The 23,195-nt window shown below is 70.6% G+C and carries 23 protein-coding genes and 1 tRNA gene; 7 read left to right on the top strand and 17 right to left on the bottom strand.

The window, feature by feature from the left end; genetic code table 11:
* Positions 1-44: 44 nt before the first annotated feature.
* From NQV15_RS03210 to rsmI, 3 genes are read right to left on the bottom strand one after another with little or no spacing between them, the layout of a single operon-like run.
* Positions 45-917, bottom strand: coding sequence for a TatD family hydrolase (locus tag NQV15_RS03210; RefSeq protein WP_232398165.1), 873 nt, complete (start codon positions 915-917; stop codon positions 45-47).
* Positions 914-2,494 (bottom strand): methionine--tRNA ligase, encoded by a 1,581-nt coding sequence (gene metG / locus NQV15_RS03205; protein ID WP_232398164.1) that lies wholly within the window; start codon positions 2,492-2,494, stop codon positions 914-916. Before metG ends, NQV15_RS03210 begins: the two co-directional genes overlap by 4 nt.
* 31 nt (positions 2,495-2,525) lie before the next feature.
* Positions 2,526-3,353 (bottom strand): 16S rRNA (cytidine(1402)-2'-O)-methyltransferase, encoded by an 828-nt coding sequence (rsmI, locus tag NQV15_RS03200; protein ID WP_232398163.1) that lies wholly within the window; start codon positions 3,351-3,353, stop codon positions 2,526-2,528.
* Positions 3,354-3,408: 55 nt separating this feature from the next.
* Here rsmI and NQV15_RS03195 point away from each other — a divergent pair, with 55 nt between their 5' ends.
* On the top strand, positions 3,409-4,935 hold the full coding sequence (locus tag NQV15_RS03195) for a dolichyl-phosphate-mannose--protein mannosyltransferase (protein WP_232398162.1): 1,527 nt from the start codon (positions 3,409-3,411) through the stop codon (positions 4,933-4,935).
* A 6-nt stretch (positions 4,936-4,941) separates the two neighbouring features.
* Here NQV15_RS03195 and NQV15_RS03190 read toward each other — a convergent pair whose 3' ends face one another.
* The gene (locus NQV15_RS03190; protein WP_232398161.1) at positions 4,942-6,135 is read right to left on the bottom strand and encodes an NAD(P)/FAD-dependent oxidoreductase; all 1,194 of its coding nucleotides are present in this window, start codon (positions 6,133-6,135) and stop codon (positions 4,942-4,944) included.
* A 149-nt stretch (positions 6,136-6,284) separates the two neighbouring features.
* Between NQV15_RS03190 and NQV15_RS03185 the strand changes: the two genes are divergently transcribed.
* Together NQV15_RS03185 and NQV15_RS03180 are read left to right on the top strand one after the other, a co-directional pair.
* Positions 6,285-7,664 carry an NAD(P)/FAD-dependent oxidoreductase gene (locus NQV15_RS03185; RefSeq protein ID WP_232398160.1) on the top strand — a complete coding sequence of 460 codons (1,380 nt, stop codon included), beginning with the start codon at positions 6,285-6,287 and terminating at the stop codon, positions 7,662-7,664.
* A gap of 87 nt (positions 7,665-7,751) precedes the next feature.
* On the top strand, positions 7,752-8,609 hold the full coding sequence (locus NQV15_RS03180) for an aldo/keto reductase (protein ID WP_232398159.1): 858 nt from the start codon (positions 7,752-7,754) through the stop codon (positions 8,607-8,609).
* An 89-nt stretch (positions 8,610-8,698) separates the two neighbouring features.
* On the opposite strand, the gene NQV15_RS03175 is transcribed toward NQV15_RS03180, so the two are convergent.
* From NQV15_RS03175 to NQV15_RS03145, 7 genes are all read right to left on the bottom strand, one after another.
* Positions 8,699-8,771 (bottom strand) — tRNA-Ala (locus NQV15_RS03175).
* Positions 8,772-8,814: 43 nt separating this feature from the next.
* A complete protein-coding gene (sepX, locus tag NQV15_RS03170) occupies positions 8,815-9,726 on the bottom strand; it encodes a divisome protein SepX/GlpR (protein ID WP_232398158.1) in 912 nt (303 codons plus the stop codon).
* Between the two features lie 83 nt (positions 9,727-9,809).
* Positions 9,810-10,400, bottom strand: coding sequence for a GNAT family N-acetyltransferase (locus NQV15_RS03165; RefSeq protein ID WP_232398157.1), 591 nt, complete (start codon positions 10,398-10,400; stop codon positions 9,810-9,812).
* Positions 10,397-10,891 carry a MogA/MoaB family molybdenum cofactor biosynthesis protein gene (locus tag NQV15_RS03160; protein WP_232398156.1) on the bottom strand — a complete coding sequence of 165 codons (495 nt, stop codon included), beginning with the start codon at positions 10,889-10,891 and terminating at the stop codon, positions 10,397-10,399. Before NQV15_RS03160 ends, NQV15_RS03165 begins: the two co-directional genes overlap by 4 nt.
* Entirely contained in the window at positions 10,891-11,373 is a 483-nt protein-coding gene (moaC, locus tag NQV15_RS03155; protein WP_232398155.1) for a cyclic pyranopterin monophosphate synthase MoaC, read from the bottom strand. Before moaC ends, NQV15_RS03160 begins: the two co-directional genes overlap by 1 nt.
* On the bottom strand, positions 11,373-12,758 hold the full coding sequence (gene glp / locus NQV15_RS03150) for a molybdotransferase-like divisome protein Glp (protein WP_232398154.1): 1,386 nt from the start codon (positions 12,756-12,758) through the stop codon (positions 11,373-11,375). The genes moaC and glp overlap by 1 nt, the downstream gene beginning before the upstream one ends.
* Before the next feature lie 5 nt (positions 12,759-12,763).
* Entirely contained in the window at positions 12,764-14,131 is a 1,368-nt protein-coding gene (locus NQV15_RS03145; RefSeq protein ID WP_232398153.1) for a UTP--glucose-1-phosphate uridylyltransferase, read from the bottom strand.
* A gap of 23 nt (positions 14,132-14,154) precedes the next feature.
* Here NQV15_RS03145 and NQV15_RS03140 point away from each other — a divergent pair, with 23 nt between their 5' ends.
* Positions 14,155-14,715: a 5-formyltetrahydrofolate cyclo-ligase gene (locus tag NQV15_RS03140; protein WP_232398152.1), complete on the top strand. Its 561-nt coding sequence runs from the start codon at positions 14,155-14,157 to the stop codon at positions 14,713-14,715.
* On the opposite strand, the gene NQV15_RS03135 is transcribed toward NQV15_RS03140, so the two are convergent.
* The 3 genes from NQV15_RS03135 to NQV15_RS03125 are packed head-to-tail and all read right to left on the bottom strand — an operon-like array spanning position 14,712 to position 19,634.
* On the bottom strand, positions 14,712-17,216 hold the full coding sequence (locus NQV15_RS03135; protein WP_232398151.1) for a penicillin acylase family protein: 2,505 nt from the start codon (positions 17,214-17,216) through the stop codon (positions 14,712-14,714). The genes NQV15_RS03140 and NQV15_RS03135 overlap by 4 nt on opposite strands.
* 10 nt (positions 17,217-17,226) lie before the next feature.
* Positions 17,227-18,273 carry a hemolysin family protein gene (locus tag NQV15_RS03130; protein ID WP_232398150.1) on the bottom strand — a complete coding sequence of 349 codons (1,047 nt, stop codon included), beginning with the start codon at positions 18,271-18,273 and terminating at the stop codon, positions 17,227-17,229.
* Positions 18,270-19,634 carry a hemolysin family protein gene (locus NQV15_RS03125; RefSeq protein ID WP_232398149.1) on the bottom strand — a complete coding sequence of 455 codons (1,365 nt, stop codon included), beginning with the start codon at positions 19,632-19,634 and terminating at the stop codon, positions 18,270-18,272. Before NQV15_RS03125 ends, NQV15_RS03130 begins: the two co-directional genes overlap by 4 nt.
* Before the next feature lie 99 nt (positions 19,635-19,733).
* On the opposite strand from NQV15_RS03125, the gene NQV15_RS03120 reads away from it, so the two are divergent.
* Genes NQV15_RS03120 through mscL form a run of 3 tightly spaced genes read left to right on the top strand, consistent with a single transcriptional unit; the run spans position 19,734 to position 21,192 of the window.
* Positions 19,734-20,045, top strand: a complete 312-nt coding sequence (locus NQV15_RS03120; protein WP_232398148.1) for an FmdB family zinc ribbon protein — start codon at positions 19,734-19,736, stop codon at positions 20,043-20,045.
* Positions 20,046-20,100: 55 nt separating this feature from the next.
* Entirely contained in the window at positions 20,101-20,709 is a 609-nt protein-coding gene (locus NQV15_RS03115; RefSeq protein ID WP_232398147.1) for an SAF domain-containing protein, read from the top strand.
* 54 nt (positions 20,710-20,763) lie between these two features.
* Positions 20,764-21,192 (top strand): large conductance mechanosensitive channel protein MscL, encoded by a 429-nt coding sequence (gene mscL, locus NQV15_RS03110; RefSeq protein WP_232398146.1) that lies wholly within the window; start codon positions 20,764-20,766, stop codon positions 21,190-21,192.
* Positions 21,193-21,200: 8 nt separating this feature from the next.
* Here mscL and NQV15_RS03105 read toward each other — a convergent pair whose 3' ends face one another.
* The 3 genes from NQV15_RS03105 to NQV15_RS03095 form a co-directional block, all read right to left on the bottom strand.
* Positions 21,201-21,377, bottom strand: a complete 177-nt coding sequence (locus NQV15_RS03105) for a hypothetical protein (RefSeq protein ID WP_232398145.1) — start codon at positions 21,375-21,377, stop codon at positions 21,201-21,203.
* Positions 21,358-22,263 (bottom strand): NAD-dependent epimerase/dehydratase family protein, encoded by a 906-nt coding sequence (locus NQV15_RS03100; protein WP_232398144.1) that lies wholly within the window; start codon positions 22,261-22,263, stop codon positions 21,358-21,360. The genes NQV15_RS03105 and NQV15_RS03100 overlap by 20 nt, the downstream gene beginning before the upstream one ends.
* 113 nt (positions 22,264-22,376) lie before the next feature.
* A complete protein-coding gene (locus NQV15_RS03095) occupies positions 22,377-23,171 on the bottom strand; it encodes an HAD-IIA family hydrolase (protein ID WP_232398143.1) in 795 nt (264 codons plus the stop codon).
* Positions 23,172-23,195: the final 24 nt, after the last annotated feature.

Raw genomic sequence — 23,195 nt, 5'->3', positions numbered from 1 at the left:
GGTGACTGGGCCGAGATTCCACCATAACGAGGCTTCCCCTGTCGTCAAACGCGTTGTGCCCAGGTCCCGCCGAAGGCACGGTCGGTGTTGCTGTCGATCGCTCGACACATGTCATCGACCGATATCCCTGCAATCCCAGCCATGAACCGTACTGTCAGCGGGATCAGGAACGAAGCGTTCGGCTGACCCCGATGCGGAACAGGTGTGAGGAAGGGCGCATCGGTCTCGACAAGGATACGGTCCAGCGGAGTCACCCGCAGCGCGTCTCGCAAGTTATCCGCGTTCTTGAACGTCACGGTGCCCGCGAAGGACAGGTAGGCGCCCCGCTCGACGCACTCGCGGGCGAAGTCGGCGTCACCGGAGAAGCAGTGCATCACGGTGCGATCGGGGACGCCCTCGCTGTCCAGGACCGCCAGGACGTCGTCGTGGGCGTCCCTGTCGTGGATGACCAGCGTCTTGTCGTGCCGCTTGGCGATGCGGATGTGCTCGCGGAAGGAGGCGTGCTGCGCCTCTCGTCCGTCCACGCCCGTGCGGAAGTAGTCCAGGCCCGTCTCGCCGACGGCCCGCACGTGCTCGCCGCCGGCCGCGAGCCGGTCGATCTGACCCAGTGCGGAGTCCAGCTCACCGGCCTCGGCCAGCCCCGGCGCCTCGTTGGGGTGCAGGGCGACGGCCGCGACGACCGAGTCGTACGCGGCGGCCGTGTCGACGGCCCACTGCGAGCTCGGCAGGTCGCAGCCGACCTGGACGATGCGGGTGACCCCCACGGCCGCCGCCCGGTCGAGCGCCTCGTCGACCGGGATCAGCAGCCCGCCCTCGACGCCCTTGCTGTACGCCGGGTGGTCGAGGTGGCAGTGGTTGTCGACCACCGGGGCGGGCAGCGCCTCGGGGGTCTCGGGCCAGCCCTGGGTCAGGCTCATTCGGCGACGGTCTCGATCCGCGGGAACAGCGAGGCCGGCTTGGTGATCGTCGTGCCGGCCGGCAGCTGGTCCCAGCCGGCGACGGCGTCGATGCGCTGGTCGGCCAGCGCTCCGAGCGCGGCCTCGGCGCCGAGCGCCTCCCACAGCGCGGCGGACGCCTTGGGCATCACCGGGTTGAGCAGCACGGCCAGGGCGCGGAGCCCTTCGGCCGCGGTCTGCAGGATCGTCGCGAGCCGGTCACGGCCCGACTCGTCCTTGGCGACCTTCCACGGCGCCTGCTCGGTGATGTAGCCGTTGAGCTCGTCCACGATGCGCCAGATCGCCGCGAGGGCGTCCTGCGGGGCGACCGCCTCGATCGCGGCATCGGCGTCGCGGACGGCCGCGGCGACGGTGTCGATGACCTTCGCCTCCGCCTCCGTGCGACCGCCGGCTGCCGGCAGCACTCCGTCGAAGTACTTGCCGATCATCGCGGCGACCCGGGACGCCAGGTTGCCGAAGCCGTTGGCCAGTTCGGCGTGGTAGCGCGCGTGGATGTCCTCCCACGAGATCGAGCCGTCGCTGCCGAACGTCAGGGCGCGGGCGAAGTAGTACCGGTAGGCGTCCGAGCCGAAGGTGTCGACGATCTCGTCGGGGCGGATGCCATTGGCCTTGGACTTGCTCATCTTCTGCCCGCCGACCAGCAGCCAGCCGTGCGCGAAGACGCGGTGCGGCACCTCCTCACCCGCGGCCATCAGCATCGCCGGCCAGATCACGGCGTGGAACCGGGCGATGTCCTTGCCGACCAGGTGGATGCTCGCGGGCCACACCTCGTCGAAGCGCTCCCGGTCGTCGCCGTAGCCGACCGAGGTCGCATAGCTCAGCAGCGCCTCGATCCACACGTAGAAGATGTGCTTGGGGTCCCACGGCACCGGGATGCCCCAGTCGAACGTCGAGCGCGAGATCGACAGATCGCGCAGCCCCCGGCTGACGAAGCTGATGACCTCGTTGCGTGCCGACTCCGGCTGGATGAACAGCGGGTTCGCCTCGTAGAAGTCCAGCAGCTTCTGCTGGTAGTCGCTGAGCCGGAAGAAGTAGTTCTCCTCCGAGATCAGCTCGACCCGGCTGCCGTCGAGCTTGGAGATCTTGTGGCCCTCGTCGTCGCCCTCGCCGTCGATGACGTCGTCATCGCCGACGAACTCCTCGGCGCCGACGCTGTAGTACCCGGAGAACTCGCCCCGGTAGACCGCGCCGCGCTCGTTCAGCGCGGTCCAGAACGCCTGCGCACCCTCGAGGTGGCGGGGATCGGTCGTGCGGGTGAACTGGTCGTTGGCGGCGTCGATCGTCTTGAGCAGCGGCTTCCACTCCTCCTCGACGAGCTTGTCGACCCACTCCTGCGGGGTGACGCCATTGGCCTGGGCCTTGCGCAGGACCTTCTCACCGTGCTCGTCGGTGCCGGTGGTGTACCAGACCTTCTCGCCGCGCTGCCGGTGCCAGCGGGTGATGATGTCGCCCATGACCGTCGTGTAGCCGTGCCCGATGTGCGGGGCGTCGTTGACGTAGTAGATGGGCGTGGTGACGTAGAACGTGGAGTCGGACACGCCTCCGAGTCTAGTGAGTGCCCTCGCGACGCTACGAGTGCGCGGCGTCGTAGACGTCCTTCTTGCGCATGCCGGTCTCACCGGCCACCTGCTCGATCGCGTCCTTGCGGCTCAGCCCGTCGGCCTGCCGCGCCGCGACCAGGTCCCGCAGGTCGCCCGGCGCGTACGTCCTGGCCTCGCTCACGGCGCCGCCGACCACGATCGTCACCTCGCCGCGAACGCCCTGCTCCTGGCCGGCGGCCCACTCGGCCAGCTCGGCCAGTCCGCCGCGGGCGACCTCCTCGTACGTCTTGGTGAGCTCGCGGCACACGGCGGCCGGACGGTCGTCGCCCCACACCTGCGCCATGGCCCGCAGGGACGTCTCGGTGCGGTGCGGCGACTCGAAGAACACCATCGTGCGACGCTCGGTCGCCAGCTCGGTCAGCGCTCGTGTCCGCTCCCCCGCCTTGCGCGGCAGGAAGCCCTCGAAGCAGAACCTGTCGACCGGCAGGCCCGACACGGCGAGCGCCGTCAGCACGGCGGACGGACCGGGGATCGCGGTCACCGGCACATCGGCCTCGATCGCGGCCACGACCAGTCGGTAGCCCGGATCGGACACGCTGGGCATGCCCGCGTCGGTGACCAGGACGATCGTCTGCCCGTCGGCGAGCAGTGCCGCGAGCTCGGGGGTGCGACGCTCCTCGTTGCCCTCGAAGTACGACACGACCCGTCCGCCGATCTCGACCCCGAGGTCGGCGGCGAGGCGCTTGAGCCGGCGGGTGTCCTCGGCCGCGACGACGTCCGCCGACTCGAGCGCGGCGCCCAGCCGTCCGCTGGCGTCGGCGACCTGACCGATGGGTGTCGCGGCGAGGATCAGCATGCGGCCAGTGTCTCAGCCCCTCGCGTGCCACGTCCTTCCCCCTAGGCTGGGCGCCGTGACGATCACGATGTGGCGCGCCGACCGCGTGTGGGGGTGGCTCGGGCCGATCGGCACCGCCGTCCTGGCGTTCGTGCTGCGGGTGTGGAACGTCGGACATCCCAACAAGTTCATCTTCGACGAGACGTACTACGCCAAGGATGCGTACTCGCTGCTGCAGCACGGCTACGTCCAGGACTTCACCGAGGGAGCCAACGCCCAGATCGTCCGGGGCGACCTGGCCGGCGTCATGACCGGCGAGCCGTCCTGGATCGTCCACCCCGACGGCGGCAAGTGGGTCATCGCGCTGGGCGAGTGGCTGTTCGGCTTCGACTCGTTCGGCTGGCGGATCTCCGGTGTCGTGGTCGGCGCGTTGACCGTGCTCGTGCTGGCGCGGCTCGTCCGGCGGCTGACCGGCTCGACGGTCGTCGGGTGCATCGCAGGCCTGCTGCTGGCCGTGGACGGCATGCACTTCGTGATGTCACGCCTGGCCCTGCTCGACGTCTTCCTGACGTTCTGGCTGGTGTGCGCGGTGGCCTGCCTGGCCGCCGACCGGGACTGGATCCGCGGACGTCTCGACCGTTACCGGTTCGTCCGGCCGTGGCAGCTGCTGGCCGGCGTCAGCTTCGGCATGGCGTGCGCGACCAAGTGGAGCGGCCTGTACGTCCTGGCCGCCTTCGGCCTGCTGACCGTGGTGTGGGAGGTCCTGGCCCGGCGTCGCGCCGGCTGGCGGGACGGCTGGCTGCGCACGACGCTGATGACCGGCGCACCGGCCTTCGTGTCGCTCGTGATCGTCGCCCTGTTGGTGTACCTGGTGACCTGGACCGGGTTCCTGCTGCACCACGAGGTCTACGAGGCCCGCTTCGGCCGCGGGTACGGCGACTACTCGGCCCCGTGGGGCGACTACGTCGACCATCCGTCCAAGGGCCTGTTCGGCGAGGTCCTGGACGCCTTCCGGTCCCTGTGGCACTTCCACGTCATGACGTACGGCTTCCACACGAACGACCTGAACTCCGCGACGCACCCGTACCAGTCGAATCCGGCCGGCTGGCTCGTCCAGTGGCGTCCGGTCGGCGCGGACGCCCAGTTCGACCTGCCGGCGACGACCCGCTGCGGCCAGGCTGCGGGCGAGACGTGCGTCCGGGAGATCCTGATCCTGGGCAACCCGCTGATCTGGTGGTCCGGCGTCCTGGCGCTGGTCGGCTCGGTCGTCGCGTGGATCCGGACGCGATCGGGCACGTGGGGCATCCCGGTCGTGGCGGTGCTGGCCTGCTGGCTGCCGTGGTTCCAGTACGCCGACCGGCCGATCTTCTCGTTCTACGCCGTGACCTGCGTCCCGTTCATGATCATCGCGATCTGCCTGCTGATCAACGCGCTGATCCGGACCGGGAGCTCACCGCGACACCGGTATGCCATCGCCCTGGCGATCGGCATCTACGTGGTGGCCGCCGTCGTGACGTTCTGGTACTTCCACCCGCTCTACACCGACGAGCTCATCCCGTACGGTGCGTGGCGCGACCGCATGTGGTGGAGCCGCTGGATCTAGCCGGCGTCATCCCTCCCGAGGGAGCACGTCGGCGAGGCGGGCGCCGTCCAGGATCCACCCGCGCGCGGTGCGCACATCGCGCGGACGCCCGATCGACACCGCACCGTGCACGATGCCGTCGTCGAGCAGGTAGGCGATGAAGTCGTGCTGGGCGATCGACCCGTCCACGACGAGCTCGTGCGATCCCTGGGGCCAGCCGGCGACCTGCAGGTTGAGGTCGTACTGGTCCGACCAGCACCAGGGCGCCTCGGCGAAGGGCTCGCTGCCGCCGGCCATGACCTTGCCGACGGCCGTGCCGTGGTTCTGCGCGCCCTGCCAGTGCTCGACCCGGTGGCGACCGCCCAGCACCGGATTCGGCTGGTTGGCGACGTCGCCCGCCGCGAAGATGCCGTCGACGGACGTGCGTCCGTGGGCATCGACCAGGATGCCGCCGCCGTCCTCGGGGCGGGCCAGCTCGATGCCGGCCGCCGCGGCGATCTCGGTGTTCGGCTGCATGCCCACGGCGACCACGACGACCTGCGCCGTCCACGTGCGCCCGTCGACGGCGCGGACGGAGGTGGTGTCACCGGCATCGTCGATGGACTCGACCGTGACACCGGTGTGCAGCTCGGTGCCGCGGCTGCGGTGCAGGTCGGCGTACATCTCGCCGAGCTCGGGCGGCAGCAGCCGGGGCAGCGGCAGGTCGGCGGCCTCCAGCAACGTCACCCGGCACCCCATGTCGGTGGCGCTGGCGGCGATCTCGGAGCCGATCAGACCGGCCCCGACGATCACGACCGACGCCCCCGGCACGAGCCCGGCCTGCAGCGGCGCGACGTCCGCGAGCCCGCGCAGCGTCCGGATCCCGGGTGCGTGCCACGGGTTGCGGGCACGTCCACCGGTGGCGATGAGCAGCTGGTCGAAGCCCAGCTCCTCGCCATCGGCCAGCCGCACGATCCGCCGATCGGTGTCGATCGCATCGGCAGGCGTCCCGGTGTGCAGGGTGATGTCCTTCTGCCCGAACCACTCGGCCTTCTTGATGCGGATATCGTCGGCGGTCTTCTCGCCCCGGATGATCTCCTTGGAGACCGGCGGCCGGCGGTAGGGCAGCCCGGGCTCGTCACCGACGAGGTGGATCTGACCGGTGTGGCCGGCCGCTCGCATGGCGGCGGCTGCGCTGACGCCGGCGATGCCGGCACCGAGGATGACGGTGCGGTCGGTCACCGGACCGGCCCTGCGCCGCGTCGTCGAACGATCCGCACTGCTGACACTCCCACCGATCCATGACCCATTTCCTGCTCGATGATGCCAGCCGGGCCCAGGCGCCGCGCAATCGTGTCGTCCGCACAGGCCCCGTGGGCCATCATGAGCAGATGGATCTGGACGACCGGGCTCTGCGCGCCAGCTGGGCCGATGCCGCCACCGTGCCGTTCTGGCTCGACCGACCCGAGCGTCCGCCGGCCAGGCCTGCGCTCGACGGCGACACGACCACCGATCTGCTGGTCGTCGGCGGCGGTTTCACCGGCCTCTGGACGGCACTGATGGCCAAGGAGCGAGACCCGCAGCGCGAGGTGCTGCTGATCGAGGCCACCCGGGTCGCGGACGCCGCGACCGGGCGCAACGGCGGCTTCTGCTCCGCGAGCCTGACCCACGGCGAGGCCAACGGTCGCGAGCGCTGGCCCGGCGAGTACGAGCAGCTGCACCGGCTCGGGCTGGAGAACCTCGACGAGATCGCCGCGACCATCCAGCGGTACGGCATCGACTGCGACTTCGAGCGCACCGGCGAGCTCTCCGTGGCGACCCGTCCGCACGAGCTGGCCGCGTACGAACCGAAGGCCGCGGGCTTCCTGGACGCCACGGCGCTGCGGGCCGAGGTCGACTCCCCCACCTACCTGGGCGGCACGTGGGACCGGACGGGCACCGCCATGATCGACCCGGCCCGCCTCGCCTGGGGCCTGGCGGCCGCCGCCGAGGCCGCGGGCGTGCGCATCGTCGAGCACACCCGGGCCACCCGGCTGCGGCGGAGCACCGGTGGCGTCACCGTCACGACCGAGCACGGCATCGTCACCGCCACCCACCTGGCACTGGCGACCAATGCCTTCGCCCCGCTGCTGGCCCGGCTGCGGTTCCACACCGTCCCGGTCTGGGACTACGTGCTCATGACCGAACCCCTCACGCCCGCTCAGCTCGACGCGATCGGCTGGTCGAACCGGCAGGGCGTCGCCGACTCGGGCAACCAGTTCCACTACTACCGGCTCACCGCCGACCACCGCATCCTGTGGGGCGGCTACGACGCGATCTACCACTTCGGCCGGGCGATCAGGCCCGAGCACGAGCAGCGGGAGGCGACCTTCCAGGCCCTCGCCACCAACTTCTTCACGACCTTCCCGCAGCTGGCCGGCCTGCGGTTCAGCCACCGCTGGGGTGGCGTGATCGACACGTGCACCCGCTTCTGTGCCTTCTTCGGGACATCCCACGGCGGCCGCGTCGCCTATGCCACCGGGTACACCGGCCTGGGCGTCGGCGCCTCACGCTTCGGCGCCAATGTCGTGCTGGACCTGCTGGCCGGCACACCCACCGAGCGCACCCGCCTGCAGATGGTGCGCCGCAAGCCGCTGCCGTTCCCGCCCGAGCCGTTCGCGTGGATCGGCATCACGATCACGACCTGGTCGCTCAAGCGCGCGGACCGCACCGGCCGGCGCAATCCGTGGCTGCGGGTGCTCGACCGTCTCGGGCTGGGCTTCGACTCCTGAGACCCTGCACAGCAGGCGCCGGGCCACTGGACCCTTCCCAGGACCGGGGCACGGGCGTTCCATGGAGGTGACGAACGGAGCGAACCCATGAACGTCCTGAACGAGACGGCATCCCTGGCCAACGGCGTCCAGATCCCGAGGCTCGGGCTCGGCACGTGGTTCATCGACGACGACGTGGCCGCCGAGGCGGTCCGTGCCGCGATCGACATCGGGTACCGCAACATCGACACCGCCCAGGCCTACGGCAACGAGCGTGGCGTCGGCGAGGGCGTCCGCACCAGCGACGTCCCCCGCGATGAGGTGTTCGTGTCGACCAAGCTCGCGGCCGAGATCAAGGACCATGACCGGGCCGTGACCGCCATCGAGGGATCGCTGGACACGCTGGGCCTGGACCACATCGACCTGATGCTCATCCACGCACCGCAGCCCTGGGCCGACTTCCGCGGCGGCGACTACGCCGATGGCAACCTGCAGGCATGGCAGGCGCTGGAGGTGGCACATGCGGCGGGCCGGATCCGGGCGATCGGGGTGTCGAACTTCCTGCAGCCCGACCTGGAGAACATCCTTGCTCGCGGCACCGTCGTCCCGCACGTGAACCAGATCCTCGTGCACCCGGGCAACACCCCGACCGAGCTGATCGGGTACTGCGAGAGCAAGGACATCCTCGTGGAGGCGTACTCGCCGATCGCGCACGGTGAGATCCTGCGCAACCCCACCGTCAGGGAGATCGCCGACAGGTACGGCGTGTCGGTGCCGCAGCTGTGCATCCGGTACACGCTCCAGCTCGGCACCGTATCCCTGCCGAAGACCGCGAACCCCGATCACATGCGCAGCAACGCCCAGGTCGACTTCACGATCACCGACGAGGACATGACCGCGCTGCGGGACCTCGACGCGCGGGACTACGGCGAGCATGCCGCGTTCCCCGTCTACAGCGGCAAGTGAGCAGCAGAGCGCTGCGGGGCCGCACGTGCCCGGAAAGCACTCACCCCCGACACGCTTTCACGTGTCGGGGGTGAGTGTGTCAACCACGGTGGAGCATAGGAGATTCGAACTCCTGACCTCTTCGATGCGAACGAAGCGCGCTACCAACTGCGCCAATGCCCCATGCACCCCGAACTGCGGGTGCTCGGCAACTTTATCAGGCCACTCAGTGACCCACCGCGCGGCGTTCCTCTCCGGTGTCGTCGCGCCTCCCCGGCAGCTCCACGTCCTCGCCCTCGATGTGGCCGGACGTCCAGGTGTGGGGCTGTGAGAAGTCGATCGTGCGGACGGTGCGACCGGCCCGCGGCTTGGTGACGTACGTCGGCAGGGTGACCGGGAGCGGGTCCCACAGGGCTTCGCCGGCGGTCGAGATCGACGGGACCGCGATGACGATCTTGTCGTCGAGCGCGTCGTCCTCGAGGGGGACGTTCTCCATCTCGTGCTTGCGGCCGGGATCGATGTCCTCGAACAGGCCGGACACGACGACGGTGTCCTCCTCGTCCGCGGCGACCGCGCGCTTGGCCGCGGCGCCCTTGGTCTTGGCGGCCTTCGGCGCCTTGGCAGCCTTGGCCTTGTCCGCGGCGCGCTTGGCGATGCGGGGCAGCGACACCTTGCGGGTCGAGCCCTTCTCGCGGCTGATGCCACGCTCTCCGCGTACCTGGATGCGGCAGGCGACGAGCCACGCGACGACCAGCGCGACGGGTGCTGCGACCCAGTAGGGGGCGATGACGCCGAATCCGGCGACCGCGCCGACGATGGCGGTCAGGGCCAGCAGGGTCAGCAGGGTGCGGCGGCGGCGCTTGGCGGCCAGCCGAGCCGCAGGACGATCCATGGATCGAGGAGCCGGGGCCGTCTTCTGCGACGGGGAGCGCGGGGACTGGCTGACCGCGTCAGCGACCGCGGAGGCGGCCGAGGCAGCGGCTGCCTTCGGGCGCGAGATGACGCGGCTGAGCGTCCCGGTGGTCTCGACGGAGGCATTCTTGCTGGCCTCGTCGTAGCGGCGCAGGGCAAGCGGAATGAAGTACGCCGCCCACACGACGACGACGAAGGCGATGATCAAACCGCTGCTGGAACCCACGATGAAAACCGTAGGCGGTGCGAGCACCGTTCCCCGGCACCCGCGACCGTGTGTCGCGCGAGAACTTGTGTGGCGGGTGGGACTCAGCCGCGCTCGAGCCGCGCGACGAGGCCGTGCGGGACGTCCTCGGCGAGGATCTGGAAGATGCGATGATCGCGCCAATGCCCGGCAATGTGCAGGAATCCCGGGGCCAGGCCGACCTCCGTGAAGCCCAGCTTCTCCACGACCCGCAGGCTCGCGACGTTCTCGGGCCGGATCGCGATCTCGACCCGGTGCAGACCGACGGTCGTCAGCAGGTGATCGCACACCATGGCGACCGCCATCGGCGTGACACCGCGACCGGCGTGGCTCTGCGCCACCCAGTAGCCCAGGTTCGCCCACCGGGCCGATCCCCAGGTGATGCCGTTGACCGTCAGCATGCCGACGACCTGGTCGTCCCAGGTCACCGCGAACGGCATCGTGTGGCCCAGCCGCGCGCGCCGGCGCAGCGACCCGATCATGCCGACGTAGGACGTCGCCGGGCTCCCGGCCTCGCTGGGCAGCGTGGCCTCCCAGGGACCGAGCCAGCCGGCGTTGTCGGCCCGCAGCCGGGCCCACACCCGGGCATCGCGCCGCCGCACCGGCCGCACGCCGACGTGACCGTGGCGCAGCGTGACCGGCCAGCCGGGGCTCACGCCTGGCTCCCCGGGTGGTCTCCCCCGCGCAGCTGGTCGACGGCGTGCGGCAGGATCTCGTGCAGCACCGCCAGACCGTCCTTGACGCCTCCGCGGGAGCCCGGCAGGTTGACGACCAGCGCGGTTCCCGCGACACCGGCGAGGCCCCGCGACAGCACCGCGGTCGGCACCCCGTTCGCGACCCCCCGGGCCCGCAGCGCCTCGGCCACGCCCGGCAGCTCGCGGTCGAGCAGCGGCCGGGTCGCCTCGGGCGTGCGGTCGGTCGGGTTGATGCCGGTCCCGCCCGTCGTGACGACGGCCGCGGCGCCCGCCTCGAGGGCCGCCGTGATCGCGAGGCCCACCGGGTCCCCGTCGTGGACGACGACGGGATCGCCGACCACGAAGCCCCAGTCCCGCAGCGCAGCGACGATCAGCGGCCCGGTCTCATCGGCGTAGACGCCGTCGGCGGCGCGGTTGGACGCCACGACGACCGCGGCTGTGAGCGATGACATCAGCGACGCCAGTCGCCGCTCTTGCCACCGGACTTGGCGACGACCTCGACATCGGTGATGCGGGCCAGCTTGTCGACCGCCTTGACCATGTCGACGACGGTCAGCGCCGCGACGCTCACCGCGGTCAGCGCCTCCATCTCGACGCCCGTGCGGTCGGCGGTGCGGACGGTGGCCCGGATGCTGACGGCATCGTCCTCGACCGCGAGGTCGACCTCGACCCCGCCGATCGCCAAGGGGTGGCACAGCGGGATCAGGTCCGGCGTGCGCTTGGTGGCCATGATGCCGGCGATGCGGGCGACGGCGAGCGCATCGCCCTTGGGCACGCCCTCTCCCCGCAGCAGGCCGATCACCTCCGCGCTCACCACGACCCGGCCGCGTGCCGTGGCGGTGCGCGCCGTGACGTCCTTGGCGGTGACGTCGACCATCCGCGCCGCGCCCGTCTCGTCGACGTGAGTCAGCCGGTTCCGCGGCGCCTCCGGCATCAGAACGGCCGGTCCAGGACCAGCGTCCTGACGGTGTCGCCGAGGTTGAGGGCGGTCTGGTCCTCCCCCACGATGATCAGCGCGTTCGCCTTGGCCAGGGTGCCGACGAGGTGCGATCCCGATCCGCTCAGCGGCGTGACCTTGGCCCCGCGATGGGTCACCTCGAAGACCGCGCGCACGTACTGGCGCACGCCGGGTCGCGACTGCAGGTCGGCGGCCAGCACCGCGTGCACCATGGGGCGCCGGTAGGGCGTGCGTCCCATCATGCGGCGGATGGCCGGCAGCACGAACACCTCGAACGACACATAGGCCGACACCGGGTTGCCCGGCAGCGTGATGATCGGGGTCTGCTCGTCGAAGACCCGGCCGAAGCCCTGCGGCTTGCCCGGCTGCATCGCGACCTCGTTGAACTCGACCGTGCCAAGCGCCGACAGCGTCTGCTTGACGACGTCGTGGTCGCCCTTGCTGATGCCGCCGCTGGTGACCACCAGATCGGCGCGGACGAGCTGTTCGGACAGCACCCGCTGGAAGGTCCGGGGCTTGTCGTCGACGGCGCCGACGCGGTAGCAGATCGCACCGGCCGCACGGACCGCCGCGGCGAGCATGTAGCTGTTGCCGTCGTTGATCGAGTCGTAGTCCAGGTGGGTGCCGGGCTCGCGCAGCTCGCTGCCGGTCGACATCACCACGACCCGCGGGCGCGGACGCGACTTGACCCGCGGGGCCCCGAGCGCCGCCAGCAGGCCGATCTCCCGGGGGCCCAGCACGGCGCCCTCGGTCAGGACCGTCTCACCCGAGCGCACGTCGTCGCCCTTGCGGCGGATGCACTGCCCCGGCGTGGTCGGCGCGAAGATCTGGACGCGGGCGTTGCCGCGATCGGTCTGCTCGTAGGGGATAACGGAGTCCGCCCCGCGCGGGATCGGTGCACCGGTCATGATCTTGACCGCAGTGCCGGCGCTGATCGCGAAGGGCTTGGCCGATCCGGCCGAGATCTCGCCGACGACCGGCAGCGTGACCGGACGCTGGCGCGATGCCGATGCGATGTCCTCGGCCCGGACCGCGTAACCGTCCATCGCGGAGTTGTCGAACAACGGCAGGTCCATCGGGGCGACGAAGTCCTCGTGCAGCGGCAGGCCGAGCGACTCGACCAACGGCTGGTCGTAGGCCGCCAGCGGGCCGATCCCACGCAGGATCTTCTCGAGGTGGTCCTCGACCGTGAGCATCCCGTCGGGGATGCTGGCCGCGCGCTGCCGCTTGGGCGCCGCCGGCCGGACGGGCTCGGTGAGCTCCTCGCTGCCGGCGGTCGCGACCGGCTGCTGGCCGGGAGCGTCCGGGTCGGCCGGCAGCATGCCCTGCCCCGGCTCGCCGCCCGTATCTCCTGTTGACATGCCGTTCAGCCTAACGTCGTGCCCGTCGCCACGTCGCGAGACTCACCCGAGTCCTCCAAGGTGACGTCTCCGCGCACCACGACATCGGCCCCGAACCGCCAGTCGCCCTTGACCGTCAGCGACCGCGCCTGGACGAGGGACGGCGGGGACGGGATACGGGCATCGAAGTCCGAGATCGTGGTGAAGAAGCGCCGGTCGAGGTCGACCAGCGGCACTGGGTCGGCCTGGGCCCGGACCCGGAAGTCCTCGCCCACGCCGTACACGTCCGAGCGCAGCAGCAGCAGGTCGTTGGTCGTCTTGACCGGCAGGAAGCGGGAGCGGTCGACCTCGATCGCGGTCGCCCCGTCGAACACCTCGACGGCCGCACCCATCGCCGACTCGATCTGGATGACCTTGGTCGACGTCTTGTCGGTCGGATCGACGGTCTTGGTGTTGCGGATCAGCGGCAGGCCGAGCACGCCGTCGCGCTCCTGCAGGGTCTGCTTCATGACCCGCAGGTCGAACCACAGGTTGTTGGTGTGGAAGTAGCGGTGCCGCTCGGGATCGGCCGCGGCGGCGGCGTCCTCGTCGGGCGTCTGCGCGGTCTCGCGCAGGACCAGCCGGCCGTCGCTCTTGCGGACGACCAGGTGGCCGCCCTTCACGTCGGCGGGAGTTCGCCGGCAGACCTCGGCGGCGTACGGGGCACCCGATGCGGCGAACCAGCCCATCATGGCCGCATCCGGCGCGGCACCGAGGTTGTCGGCGTTGGAGACCGTCGCGTAGCGGTATCCCGCGTCGATCAGGGCGTCCAGGATGCCGGAGACCTCGAGGGCCGTGTACAGGTCGCCGTGGCCCGGGGGGCACCACTCCAGGCTTGGATCGGCCGGCCAGTCGACCGGTGTGAGGTCGTCGGCGCGCAGCTTCGGCTCACGGTTCTGCAGGAAGTCGATCGGCAGGCCCTCGACCGCCAGGTCGTACTTCTCCAGCGCCGCGAGCGTGTCGTCGCGGGTGCGGAAGCTGTTCATGAACAGCAACGGCAGCGGGACGTCCAGCTCCTCGCGCATCGCCAGCACCTGGCCTGCGATGACGTCCAGGAAGGTGAGGTCGGGGCGCACCGGCAGCAGCGTCTTGGCCCGGTCCAGGCCCATCGAGGTGCCGAGACCGCCGTTGAGCTTGATGACGGCCGTGACCGCTGCGGCGGCGCGGCACTCCTCGTCGCTCAGCGAGATGGCGCCCGCGTGGTCGACGTCGACCAGTGGGTCGATCTCCGACTCCGGGATCATTCCCGTCGCGCCCTGCTCGAGCTGGTCGTAGAAGGATGAGAACACGTCGATCGCGCGCTGTGCTACGCCGGCGTCACTCATCCGCTGCTGTGCCATCGTCAGTCCGGACATCCCACATAGGTTACCGTCAGCGCGTGCCGAAGACATCAGCACGGGCCGAGCTGCTGGCTCGCAGGCGCCTCATGACCGATGCCGAGCGCGCCGACGCCGCGGAGGCGATCGCCGCCCACCTCCTCGCGACGCCGCTGGTCGCGAGGGCCACCCGCGTCGCGTGCTACCTGTCGATGCCGACCGAGCCGGGCACCGGACCGCTCGTCGCGGCACTGCACGAGCGCGGTGTCGAGGTCCTCGTCCCGATCAGCGAGGCCGACCACACCCTGGACTGGGTGGCACTGGACCCGTCGGCGCCCGTCACCCGGACCGCGCTCGGCATCCCCGAGCCGGATGGCCCGCGGCTGGGCGCCGATGCGCTCGCGATGTGCTCGGTGGTCATCGTCCCTGCCCTGGCGGTCGACCACGCCGGCCACCGCCTGGGCCGCGGCGCCGGGTACTACGACCGGGCGCTGGCCGGGGTCACGGCTCCGGTGTGCGCAGTGGTCTTCACGCACGAGCTGCTCGCCGAGGTGCCGCACGAGCCCCACGACGTCCGGGTGCAGATGGCCGTGACGCCGGCAGGGTTGTTCCGCGTCCCCTAGCTGCTGCCGGACGGCTTCAGGGTCAAGGTGTCATCGGTCGCCGCGTCGACCGCCTTGGCACGGAAGGCCCACGGCAGGGTGCGCCCGTCGGCCCACAGCTCGGTCTGGTCGTTGTAGTGGTCGTGGAACGCATGCCCCGAGGCCCCGGTGATCTGGATCCACCGGGAGCGGTCCAGATCGTCCAGGTCGACGATCATCCGCATCGACGGCACGGCCGTGACCTTGTAGCCCTCGGTCGCGTCCCAGCCGGTGGCGTTGACGATCCCGCTGCCGCCGCCGACCTTGATCGGGCCGCGGTTGAACAGCTTGTCCACCAGGCCGACGCCCGAGTCGCCCAGTGTCGGGTTGACCAGCTCGAGGGTGTGCATCGTGCCCCATCGCCAGTCACGCGGATTGCGTGACTGGATCATCGTCAGCTCGTCCCGCGCGTCGCGCATCGCGGCCGCCAGCACCTCGTCACGGCTCTCGCGCACGTCGGGGGTCGTCGTGTCGTCCCACCAGTGGTTGCCGGGGCGGTCCAGGATCGAGTCGATGACGGAGAACCAGCGCTCGCCGCCGCCGGGCCACTGGCTCTTCGGCAGCTCGTCATGGAAGGTGCGGGCCAGCAGGTTCTTCCAGACGACGTTGAAGTACGCCGCTCCCGGGGAGTCCGCGTCCTGGTGCAGGTCCCACTTCTCCAGGGTGGCCTGCCCCTGTCGGTAGTACCCCTTGCCCATGTCGACGTCGAGCAGCGCGGGCACGAGCCTGGCCGCATTCGCGTTGTAGGTGTCGTTCTGGATTGTCGACATGTCGTCGACGGTCAGGTCGTCGCGGCCCTCGAGCAGCTCGCGGATGCGCTGTGACCGGTATCCCGGCGCGGTGTCGGCACCCAGCACGGCCGGGTACTCGTCGCCGATGACCTGGTTGTTGGCAGTCACGATGGATCCCTCGTCGGGGTTGAGCACCGTCGGCAGCGAGTCGAACGGCAGGGAGCCGTCCCACTCGTACCTCGAGTCCCAGCCCGGGACCGGCCACCGGCCGTCGCCGGTGCGGCGCACGGGGATCGTGCCGGGTGACTGATAGCCGATGTTGCCCTTGACGTCGGCGTACACCAGGTTCTGCGACGGCACCGTGAACAGCTTCGCGGCGGCCCGGAACTGCTCCCAGTCCTGCGCCCGGCCGAGGGCGAAGACCGCCTTGATCGTCGGCTGGGGGTCCAGCGCCGTCCAGCGCAGCGCCACCTCGTAGCTGCCGGCCTCGGCATTCTTCTGCTCGGACCGGCCCACGTCGGCGGCGTCCTCGTCCAGGTCGGACAGGATCGGTCCGTGCCGCGTCGACCGGACCGTGATGGTCTCGGTCTGGCCACCGGCGACCTCGAAGGACTCCTGACGGGTCTCCAGGGGGATCTGCTGCCCGTCGTACTCGTAGCTGTCGCCGGTGACCTTCTCCAGGTACAGATCGGCCACGTCGGCGTACATCGTGGTGACGCCCCACGCGATCGAGGCGTTGTGGCCGACGACCACGCCGGGCAGGCCGGAGAACGAGAAACCGGCGACGTCGTACGGGCAGGCCTCGTCGACCGTCCGGCAGTGCAGGCCCACCTGGTACCAGATGCCCGGCATCGAGGGGGCCAGGTGCGGGTCGTTGGCCAGGATCGGCTTGCCGGTGCTGGTCATGTCACCACCCACGACCCAGGAGTTGGAGCCGATGCCGTCACCGGTGCCCAGCAGGGCGGGCAGCGCGTCGGCCCCGCTCTTCGCAGCCTTCAGCGAGGCGACGGCCGAGCGGGCCAGGCCGGCGGCATCCGGCGCCTGGACGAACCGCCCCGCCTCGACCGTCCCCTTCTGGGTGACGATCGGCGCGTGGGCCGACGGGTAGTCCGGGTACAGCTCCTCGACCTCGTCGACGCCCAGGTCGGCCGTGGACAGGACGCGCGAGATCTCGTCGTTCATGTTGCTGCGCAGGTCCCAGGCCATGGCCTTGATCCACGCCAGCGAGTCGACCGCCGTCCACCGTTGCGGACGGTAGCTGGGACCCGTCAGGCCGAGCACCGCGTACTCCAGCGAGAGCTGTGCCGCAGACCGGTCCTCGATGTAGCGATTGACACCACGGGCATAGGCGTTGACGAGCCTCCGGGTGTCGTCGTCCAGGAGCGCGAGCTCCTTCTCCGCGACCCGGCGCCAGCCCAGCGTCCGGACGAACTTGTCGGTCTCGAGGGCGGCATCGCCCACCAGCTCGGCCAGCCGCCCGGCCGTGACGTGCCGGCGGAAGTCCATCTCGTAGAACCGGTCCTGCGCGTGGACGTACCCCTGGGCCAGGAACAGGTCCTCTGGGGTGTCGGCGTAGATCTGCGGGATGCCCTTGCCGTCGCGCTTGACCGTCACCTCGCCGCCGAGACCGGCGATCTGCACCTCTCCGGTGGTGTCCGGGAAGGACCGGCGGACCGTGATGAACGAGAACACGGCGATCCCGATCAGCACGAGACCCAGCAGAGCCGCGATGATCCTCCCGATGCGTAGCACCGGGCCATTCTCACGCACCGAGGGCGGGCCTGCTGCTCCGGATCTCGCCGACGAGCTCCTCGAGCACGTCCTCGAGCATGATGACGCCCAGCACCGTGCCGTTCGCGTCGGCGACCCGCGCCATGTGCGAGCCCCGGGCCTGCATGGTGCGCAGGGCCTCGTACAGGCCCGAACCCGCGACCACGGTCGCGAGCGGGCGCACCCACTTGTCGGCGATCGTCTCGCGGCGGGACCGCTCGTCGGTCTCCAGGACGTCCTTGATGTGCAGGTACCCGCTCAGGTCGCCCAGCGCGTCGGTGACCGGGAAGCGCGAGAAGCCGGTCTCGGCGCAGGCCCGCTCGACATCGATCGGGGTGGCGTTCGGGGTGATCGTGACGAGGCCCGCCAGCGGGATCAGCACCTGGTCGACGGTGCCGTCGGAGAAGTCGAGCGCGCCGGAGACCAGCCCGTACTCGTCCTCGTCCAGCAGGCCCTCGCGGCGCGACTCCTCGACCAGACCGGCCACCTCGTCATGCGTGAACGTCGACGACACCTCGTCGACCGGCACGACCCGGAACATCCGGACGATCAGGTTGGCCGCGCCGTTGAGCAGGACCACGAACGGCTTGAGCACCAGGACGACGCCCAGCATGAACGGGCCGAGCACCAGCGCGGCCCGGTCGGGGCCGACGAGGGCCAGGTTCTTGGGCACCATCTCGCCGAGCACGACGTGCGCGCCCACCACGACGGTCATCGCGATCGTGAACGAGATGGGGTGCACCAGGCCCTCGGGCACATGGGCGGCCTCGAACAGCGGTTCCAGCAGGTGGGCGATGGCCGGCTCGCCGACCGCACCGAGGCCCAATGAGCAGATCGTGATGCCCAGCTGGGCGGCGGCCATGACCTGGGTGATGTTCTCGATCGCCCGCATCGCCATGCGGGCGGGACGGGAGCCGGCGGCGATCCGCGGCTCCAGCTGTGTCCGCCGGGCCGAGATCAGTGCGAACTCGGCCGCCACGAACAGGGCGTTCAGTGCCAGCAGCACCACGGTCAGCAGGACCGCGAACCAGTCGCTCATGCCTGCTCACCGGCCGTCTGCACCGCGTCGGCGGTCAACGAGACGCGGTCGATGCGGCGTCCCTCCATGCGTTCCACGGTCAGGGTGACGATCATCGGCTCGGGGTCCTCGTCATCGTCCTCGGGCCTGCGGTCCACGGTGAGCGTGACGACGTCGCCGCGCACCGCGATGCGTCCCAGCTCGTCGTGGATGAGGCCGGCGATCGTCTCGTAGTCCTCGCCCTCGGGCAGCGGGATGCCGGTCTGCTCCTCGACCTCGTCGGGCCGCAGCAGACCCGACAGCGACCACGTGCCGTCGCGGCGGTGCCGGCTGCGCGAGGAGAGCCGGTCGTGCTCGTCGGCGATGTCGCCCACGATCTCCTCGACGAGATCCTCCAGCGTCACGACTCCGTCGGTGCCGCCGTACTCGTCGACGACGACGGCCATCTGCATGCCCTGCTCGCGCAGCAGCGACAGCAGCGGGTCCAGCTCGATGCTGTCGGGGACGATCGTGGCCGGCGCGGAGATGTCGACGACCCGGACGTTGCGGCGCCGGTCGACGTCGACGCCCACGGCCTGCTTGACGTGCACGATGCCCAAGATGTCGTCCGGCGATCGGCCGATGACCGGGAAGCGTGAGTGACCGGTCTGCCGGGCCGCCTCGATGACGTCCAGCGCCGTGTCGCGTCCCTCCAGGAAGTGCACCCGCACCCGCGGGGTCCGGACGTCGGCCGCGGTCCGGTCACCGAAGGCGATGCTGCGGGCCACCAGCTCTGCGGTCTCGTCGTCGATCGCGCCCTCCAGGGCGGAGCGCAGCACCAGCGACCGCAGCTCGACGGGCGAGCGGGCCGAGCGCAGCTCCTCCTGCGGCTCGACCCCCAGCGCGCGCAGGATGGCGTTGGCCATCCCGTTGAGCAGGCGGATCGGCCAGGCCATGATCTTGGTGAAGATCCGCTGCGGCAGCTGGGTGGCGGCCGCGCAGCGTTGCGGCAGCGCCAGGGCGAAGTTCTTGGGCACGAGCTCGCCGATCAGCATCGTCACGACGGTGCTGAACACCAGGGCGATCGCATAGGACGTGCCACGGAGCGCGCCGCCCTCGAGCCCGGCCGAGGCGAGTGGATCGCGCAGGAGGCTGCCGATCGCCGGTTCGGCCAGGAAGCCGATGGCCAGGTTCGTGATCGTGATGCCCAGCTGCGCGCCGCTGAGCTGGGTCGACAGGGACCGCAGCGCGATGAGCGTGCCCTGGGCTCCCTTGTCGCCGGCGGCGGCATCGCGCTCGATCGTGGCCCGGTCGACGGTCACGAAGGAGAACTCGGCGGCGACGAACACACCGCAGGCGAACATGAGGAGCACGGAACTGGCCAGGAGTAGCCATTCGGTCATCGATGTGCTCCGGAAGGGCTGTCCCCATGAGGGAAGTGATCGGTCACGGTGGCACAACTGTACCCTTGGGATCGCAATATCGACCGAGCGGAGCAAGTCGTGCCGAAGTACCAGTACCAGTGCAAGGACTGCGGAGAAGCGCTGGAGGTCCAGCAGAGCTTCACCGACGATGCATTGACCGTGTGCCCGAGCTGCGGAGGAGATCTCCGCAAGGTGTTCAACGCCGTGGGTGTGGTGTTCAAGGGCTCCGGGTTCTACAAGACCGACAGCCGGTCGGGCTCGTCGTCGACGGCCTCCACCAGCTCGACCTCGTCGACCACCTCGACCTCGAGCAGCTCGTCGGGCTCCGGCGACAGCAAGCCCGCCGCGGCCACGCCCGCCAAGAAGACCGGGTCCGACTCCGCCGCCTGAGCAGGCCTGTGGACAGCCCCGGACGCTCGCGCCGCCACCGGCCTAGCCTCCGGGGATGGGACGTCTCCAGCTGCTCCTCGACGAGCACCGACGACTGATCGCGGCCGTCCTCGCCGGGCTGGCGGTGCTGGCGGGGCTGACCGCCGTGCGGCAGGCCCCGCGGACCGAGCCGGTCCTGGTCGCCCGCCACGACCTGCCCAGCGGCCATGTCGTGACCGCCGATGACGTGCACAACGCCGCCGTGGCGCCGTCTGCGGTTCCGGCGCACGTCCTCGGCCGGAGCGAGGCGATCGGCCGCCGGGTGGCCGGGCCCATGCGGGCCGGCGAGCCGTTGACGGACTTCCGCGTCATCGGCCCCGGCGCGCTCTCGGGTCACGGCGAGGGCGCCGTCTTCGCCACGATCCGCATCGACCCCGCCGACGCGACCGCGGTGCGGGTCGGCGACCGGGTCGACGTCGTGGCGGTCGACCCGGGCGGTGAGACCCCCGCCGAGGTCGTGGTCCGTGACGCCGAGGTGGTCACGGTGCCCGGAGCCGAGGACGCCGACGTGGCCGCCCTCGGCGTCGTGACCACCGAGGACGGGGCGCTGGCGCTGGCCCAGGCCGGCCTGTCCTCACGCCTGAGCGTCATCGGCTCGTCCGGTCGCGGGACCTCTGGCGGGTAGTGAACGGCTCCCGGTCGTGGCTAGGGTCGAGGAACCACCCACCCAGGAGGACACATGCTCAAGGGATTCAAGGACTTCCTGCTCCGCGGAAACATCGTCGACCTCGCCGTCGCGGTCGTCATCGGCACCGCGTTCACGGCGCTGGTGGCCTCGTTCACGTCATCGTTCATCAACCCGCTGCTGGCCGCGTTCGGGGGCGCGAACTCCGCCAACGGCCTGGGCTTCAAGATCTTCAGCGACAACCCGAAGACGCTGATCGACGTCGGCGGCTTCATCAACCAGGTCATCACGTTCGCGATCACCGCGGCCGTCGTCTACTTCTTCATCGTGGTGCCGATGAAGAAGGTCAACGAGATGCGGGACCGCGGCACGGAGCCCGAGCCCGAGGGCGTCAGCGAGGACATCGCGCTGCTGCGCGAGATCCGCGACTCCCTGGCGCAGCGCCCCGGCGGGACGCCCCCCGGCGGGACCGGCGGGCTGTAGGGCGGCCCTCAGCCGTGGTGGGGCGGGACGTCGCGCAGCAGCTCCTCGTCGCGTGACGTCCCGCGCTGCTCGTTCCAGCCCTCGTCGGTCTCGTCGGACGTCGTGGTGGGCAGCAGGTCACCGAGCAGCTCGGCCGCCCGGCGGCGGCGCTCCTGCTCGGCCCGATCAGGCCGGGACGAGGTCATCGAACCAGTCCGGTGACAGGGTGGGACGGATCGGGTGCCATCCGGTGCGATCGCTGAACAGCTGCGAGCTGACCCGCTGCGAGCGCACCAGGATCTCCAGCTTCTCGGCACCCAGCCGCAGGATCCATGGGGGCAGGAAGTGTCCGCCCTTCGTGCGCCCCGCGGCGGCGGCGATCGTGTCGACGTAGCTCCGGCGCAGCACCGGCTCGGCGCCCACGTTGTAGACACCGGCGGGCGCCGTCAGCGCATGGACCACCGCGGTCCCGACGTCGTCGGGGTGGATGACGTGCATCCAGGACTCCGCCTCACCGAGGCCGATCGAGCGACCTGCGGCGGCGCGGCGGAACAGCCACGCCGTGTTGGGGTCGTCGCCGGTGATCAGGCCGAAGCGCAGGCTGACCGGGACTCCCCCCTCGTCGGCGAGGGCGCGGACGTTGTCCTCGGCCACGACGACCGGCTCGGTCGCCCGGGTCACGTCGACGGGGCAGCGCTCGTCGACCCACTCGTCGCCGTGGTCGGCGTAGATGAAGCTGAGGCTCTGCTGCACCAGTCGTCCCACACCGGCCCGGCGCGCGGCCTCCGTGACGACCTTCGAGCCGTGCAGCCGGATGCGGTCGATCGCCTTGAGCGATCCGGGGCGCAGCGCCTGCGCGCCGATCGGGACCTTCGTCGCGAGATTGGCGACCGCATCGCAGCCCTGCATGCCGGCTGTCATCGCCGCGCGGTCGTAGACGTCACCCAGGCAGGGTTCCACGCCGAGGGCGGCGAGCCGGCTCGCGGAGTCAGGGGTACGCGCCAGACCGACCACGTCGTGGCCGGCTCGGTGCAAGGCATCGATGGACGATCGGCCCATCACTCCGCTTGCACCCGTGAGGAAAATCTTCACGATCGACTCCCTGGGTGGGCTGACCCGGCACGAGATCGTCCGGGCGCCTCCGTCAGGACCGGTCGGGCCCGCCAGGAGACTGCGAAACGATAACAACCTTAGTCCGGCTTCGCCTACTCGTCGGTAGCTTCTTGGGTCACCAGCGGGACGATGTCGGCGATCGAGGAGAACACCTGGGTGGGACGGAACGGGTACCGGTCCACCGTGCCGGGGCGCGTCGAGCCGCTCAGCACCAGGAAGGTCCGCAGCCCGGACTCCAGGCCCGACAGGACATCGGTGTCCATCCGGTCGCCGATCATGACCGTGGTCTCCGAGTGCGCCTCGATCTTGTTGAGTGCACTGCGCATCATCAGCGGATTGGGCTTGCCGACGAAGTAGGGCTCGACGCCGGTGGCCTTGGTCACCAGCGCCGCCACCGATCCCGTCGCGGGCAACGATCCGGCCGGGGAGGGGCCCGTCGCATCGGGATTGGTCGCGATGAACCGGGCCCCGGCCTCGATCAGCTGGATCGCGCGGGTGATCGCCTCGAACGAGTAGGTCCGGGTCTCCCCCAGCACGACGTAGTCGGGTGCGTTGCTGGTCATGATGTAGCCGACGTCGTGCAGGGCCGTGGTCATCCCGGCCTCGCCGATGACATAGGCGGTGCCCTCGGGGCGCTGCTCGTTCAGGAACTGCGCCGTCGCCAGGGCGGACGTCCAGATCGCCGACTCGGGCACGTCGATGCCGGCCGCCCGGAGGCGGGCACACAGATCGCGCGGCGTGAAGATCGAGTTGTTGGTCAGCACCAGGAACTTGCGGCCGGCCTCCCGGAGGCGGGCGATGAACTCGGGCGCACCGGGGATCACCTTCTCCTCGTGGACGAGGACACCGTCCATGTCGGTGAGCCAGGTCTCGATGGGCTTGGTCATGCGCGCACGTCCGTCATGCCCCCA

It is taken from the genome of Aeromicrobium wangtongii (assembly GCF_024584515.1).
GTDB lineage: Bacteria > Actinomycetota > Actinomycetes > Propionibacteriales > Nocardioidaceae > Aeromicrobium > Aeromicrobium wangtongii.
Note: the sequence above shows the minus strand (reverse complement) of the source record. Positions and strands in the feature narration are given on the sequence as shown.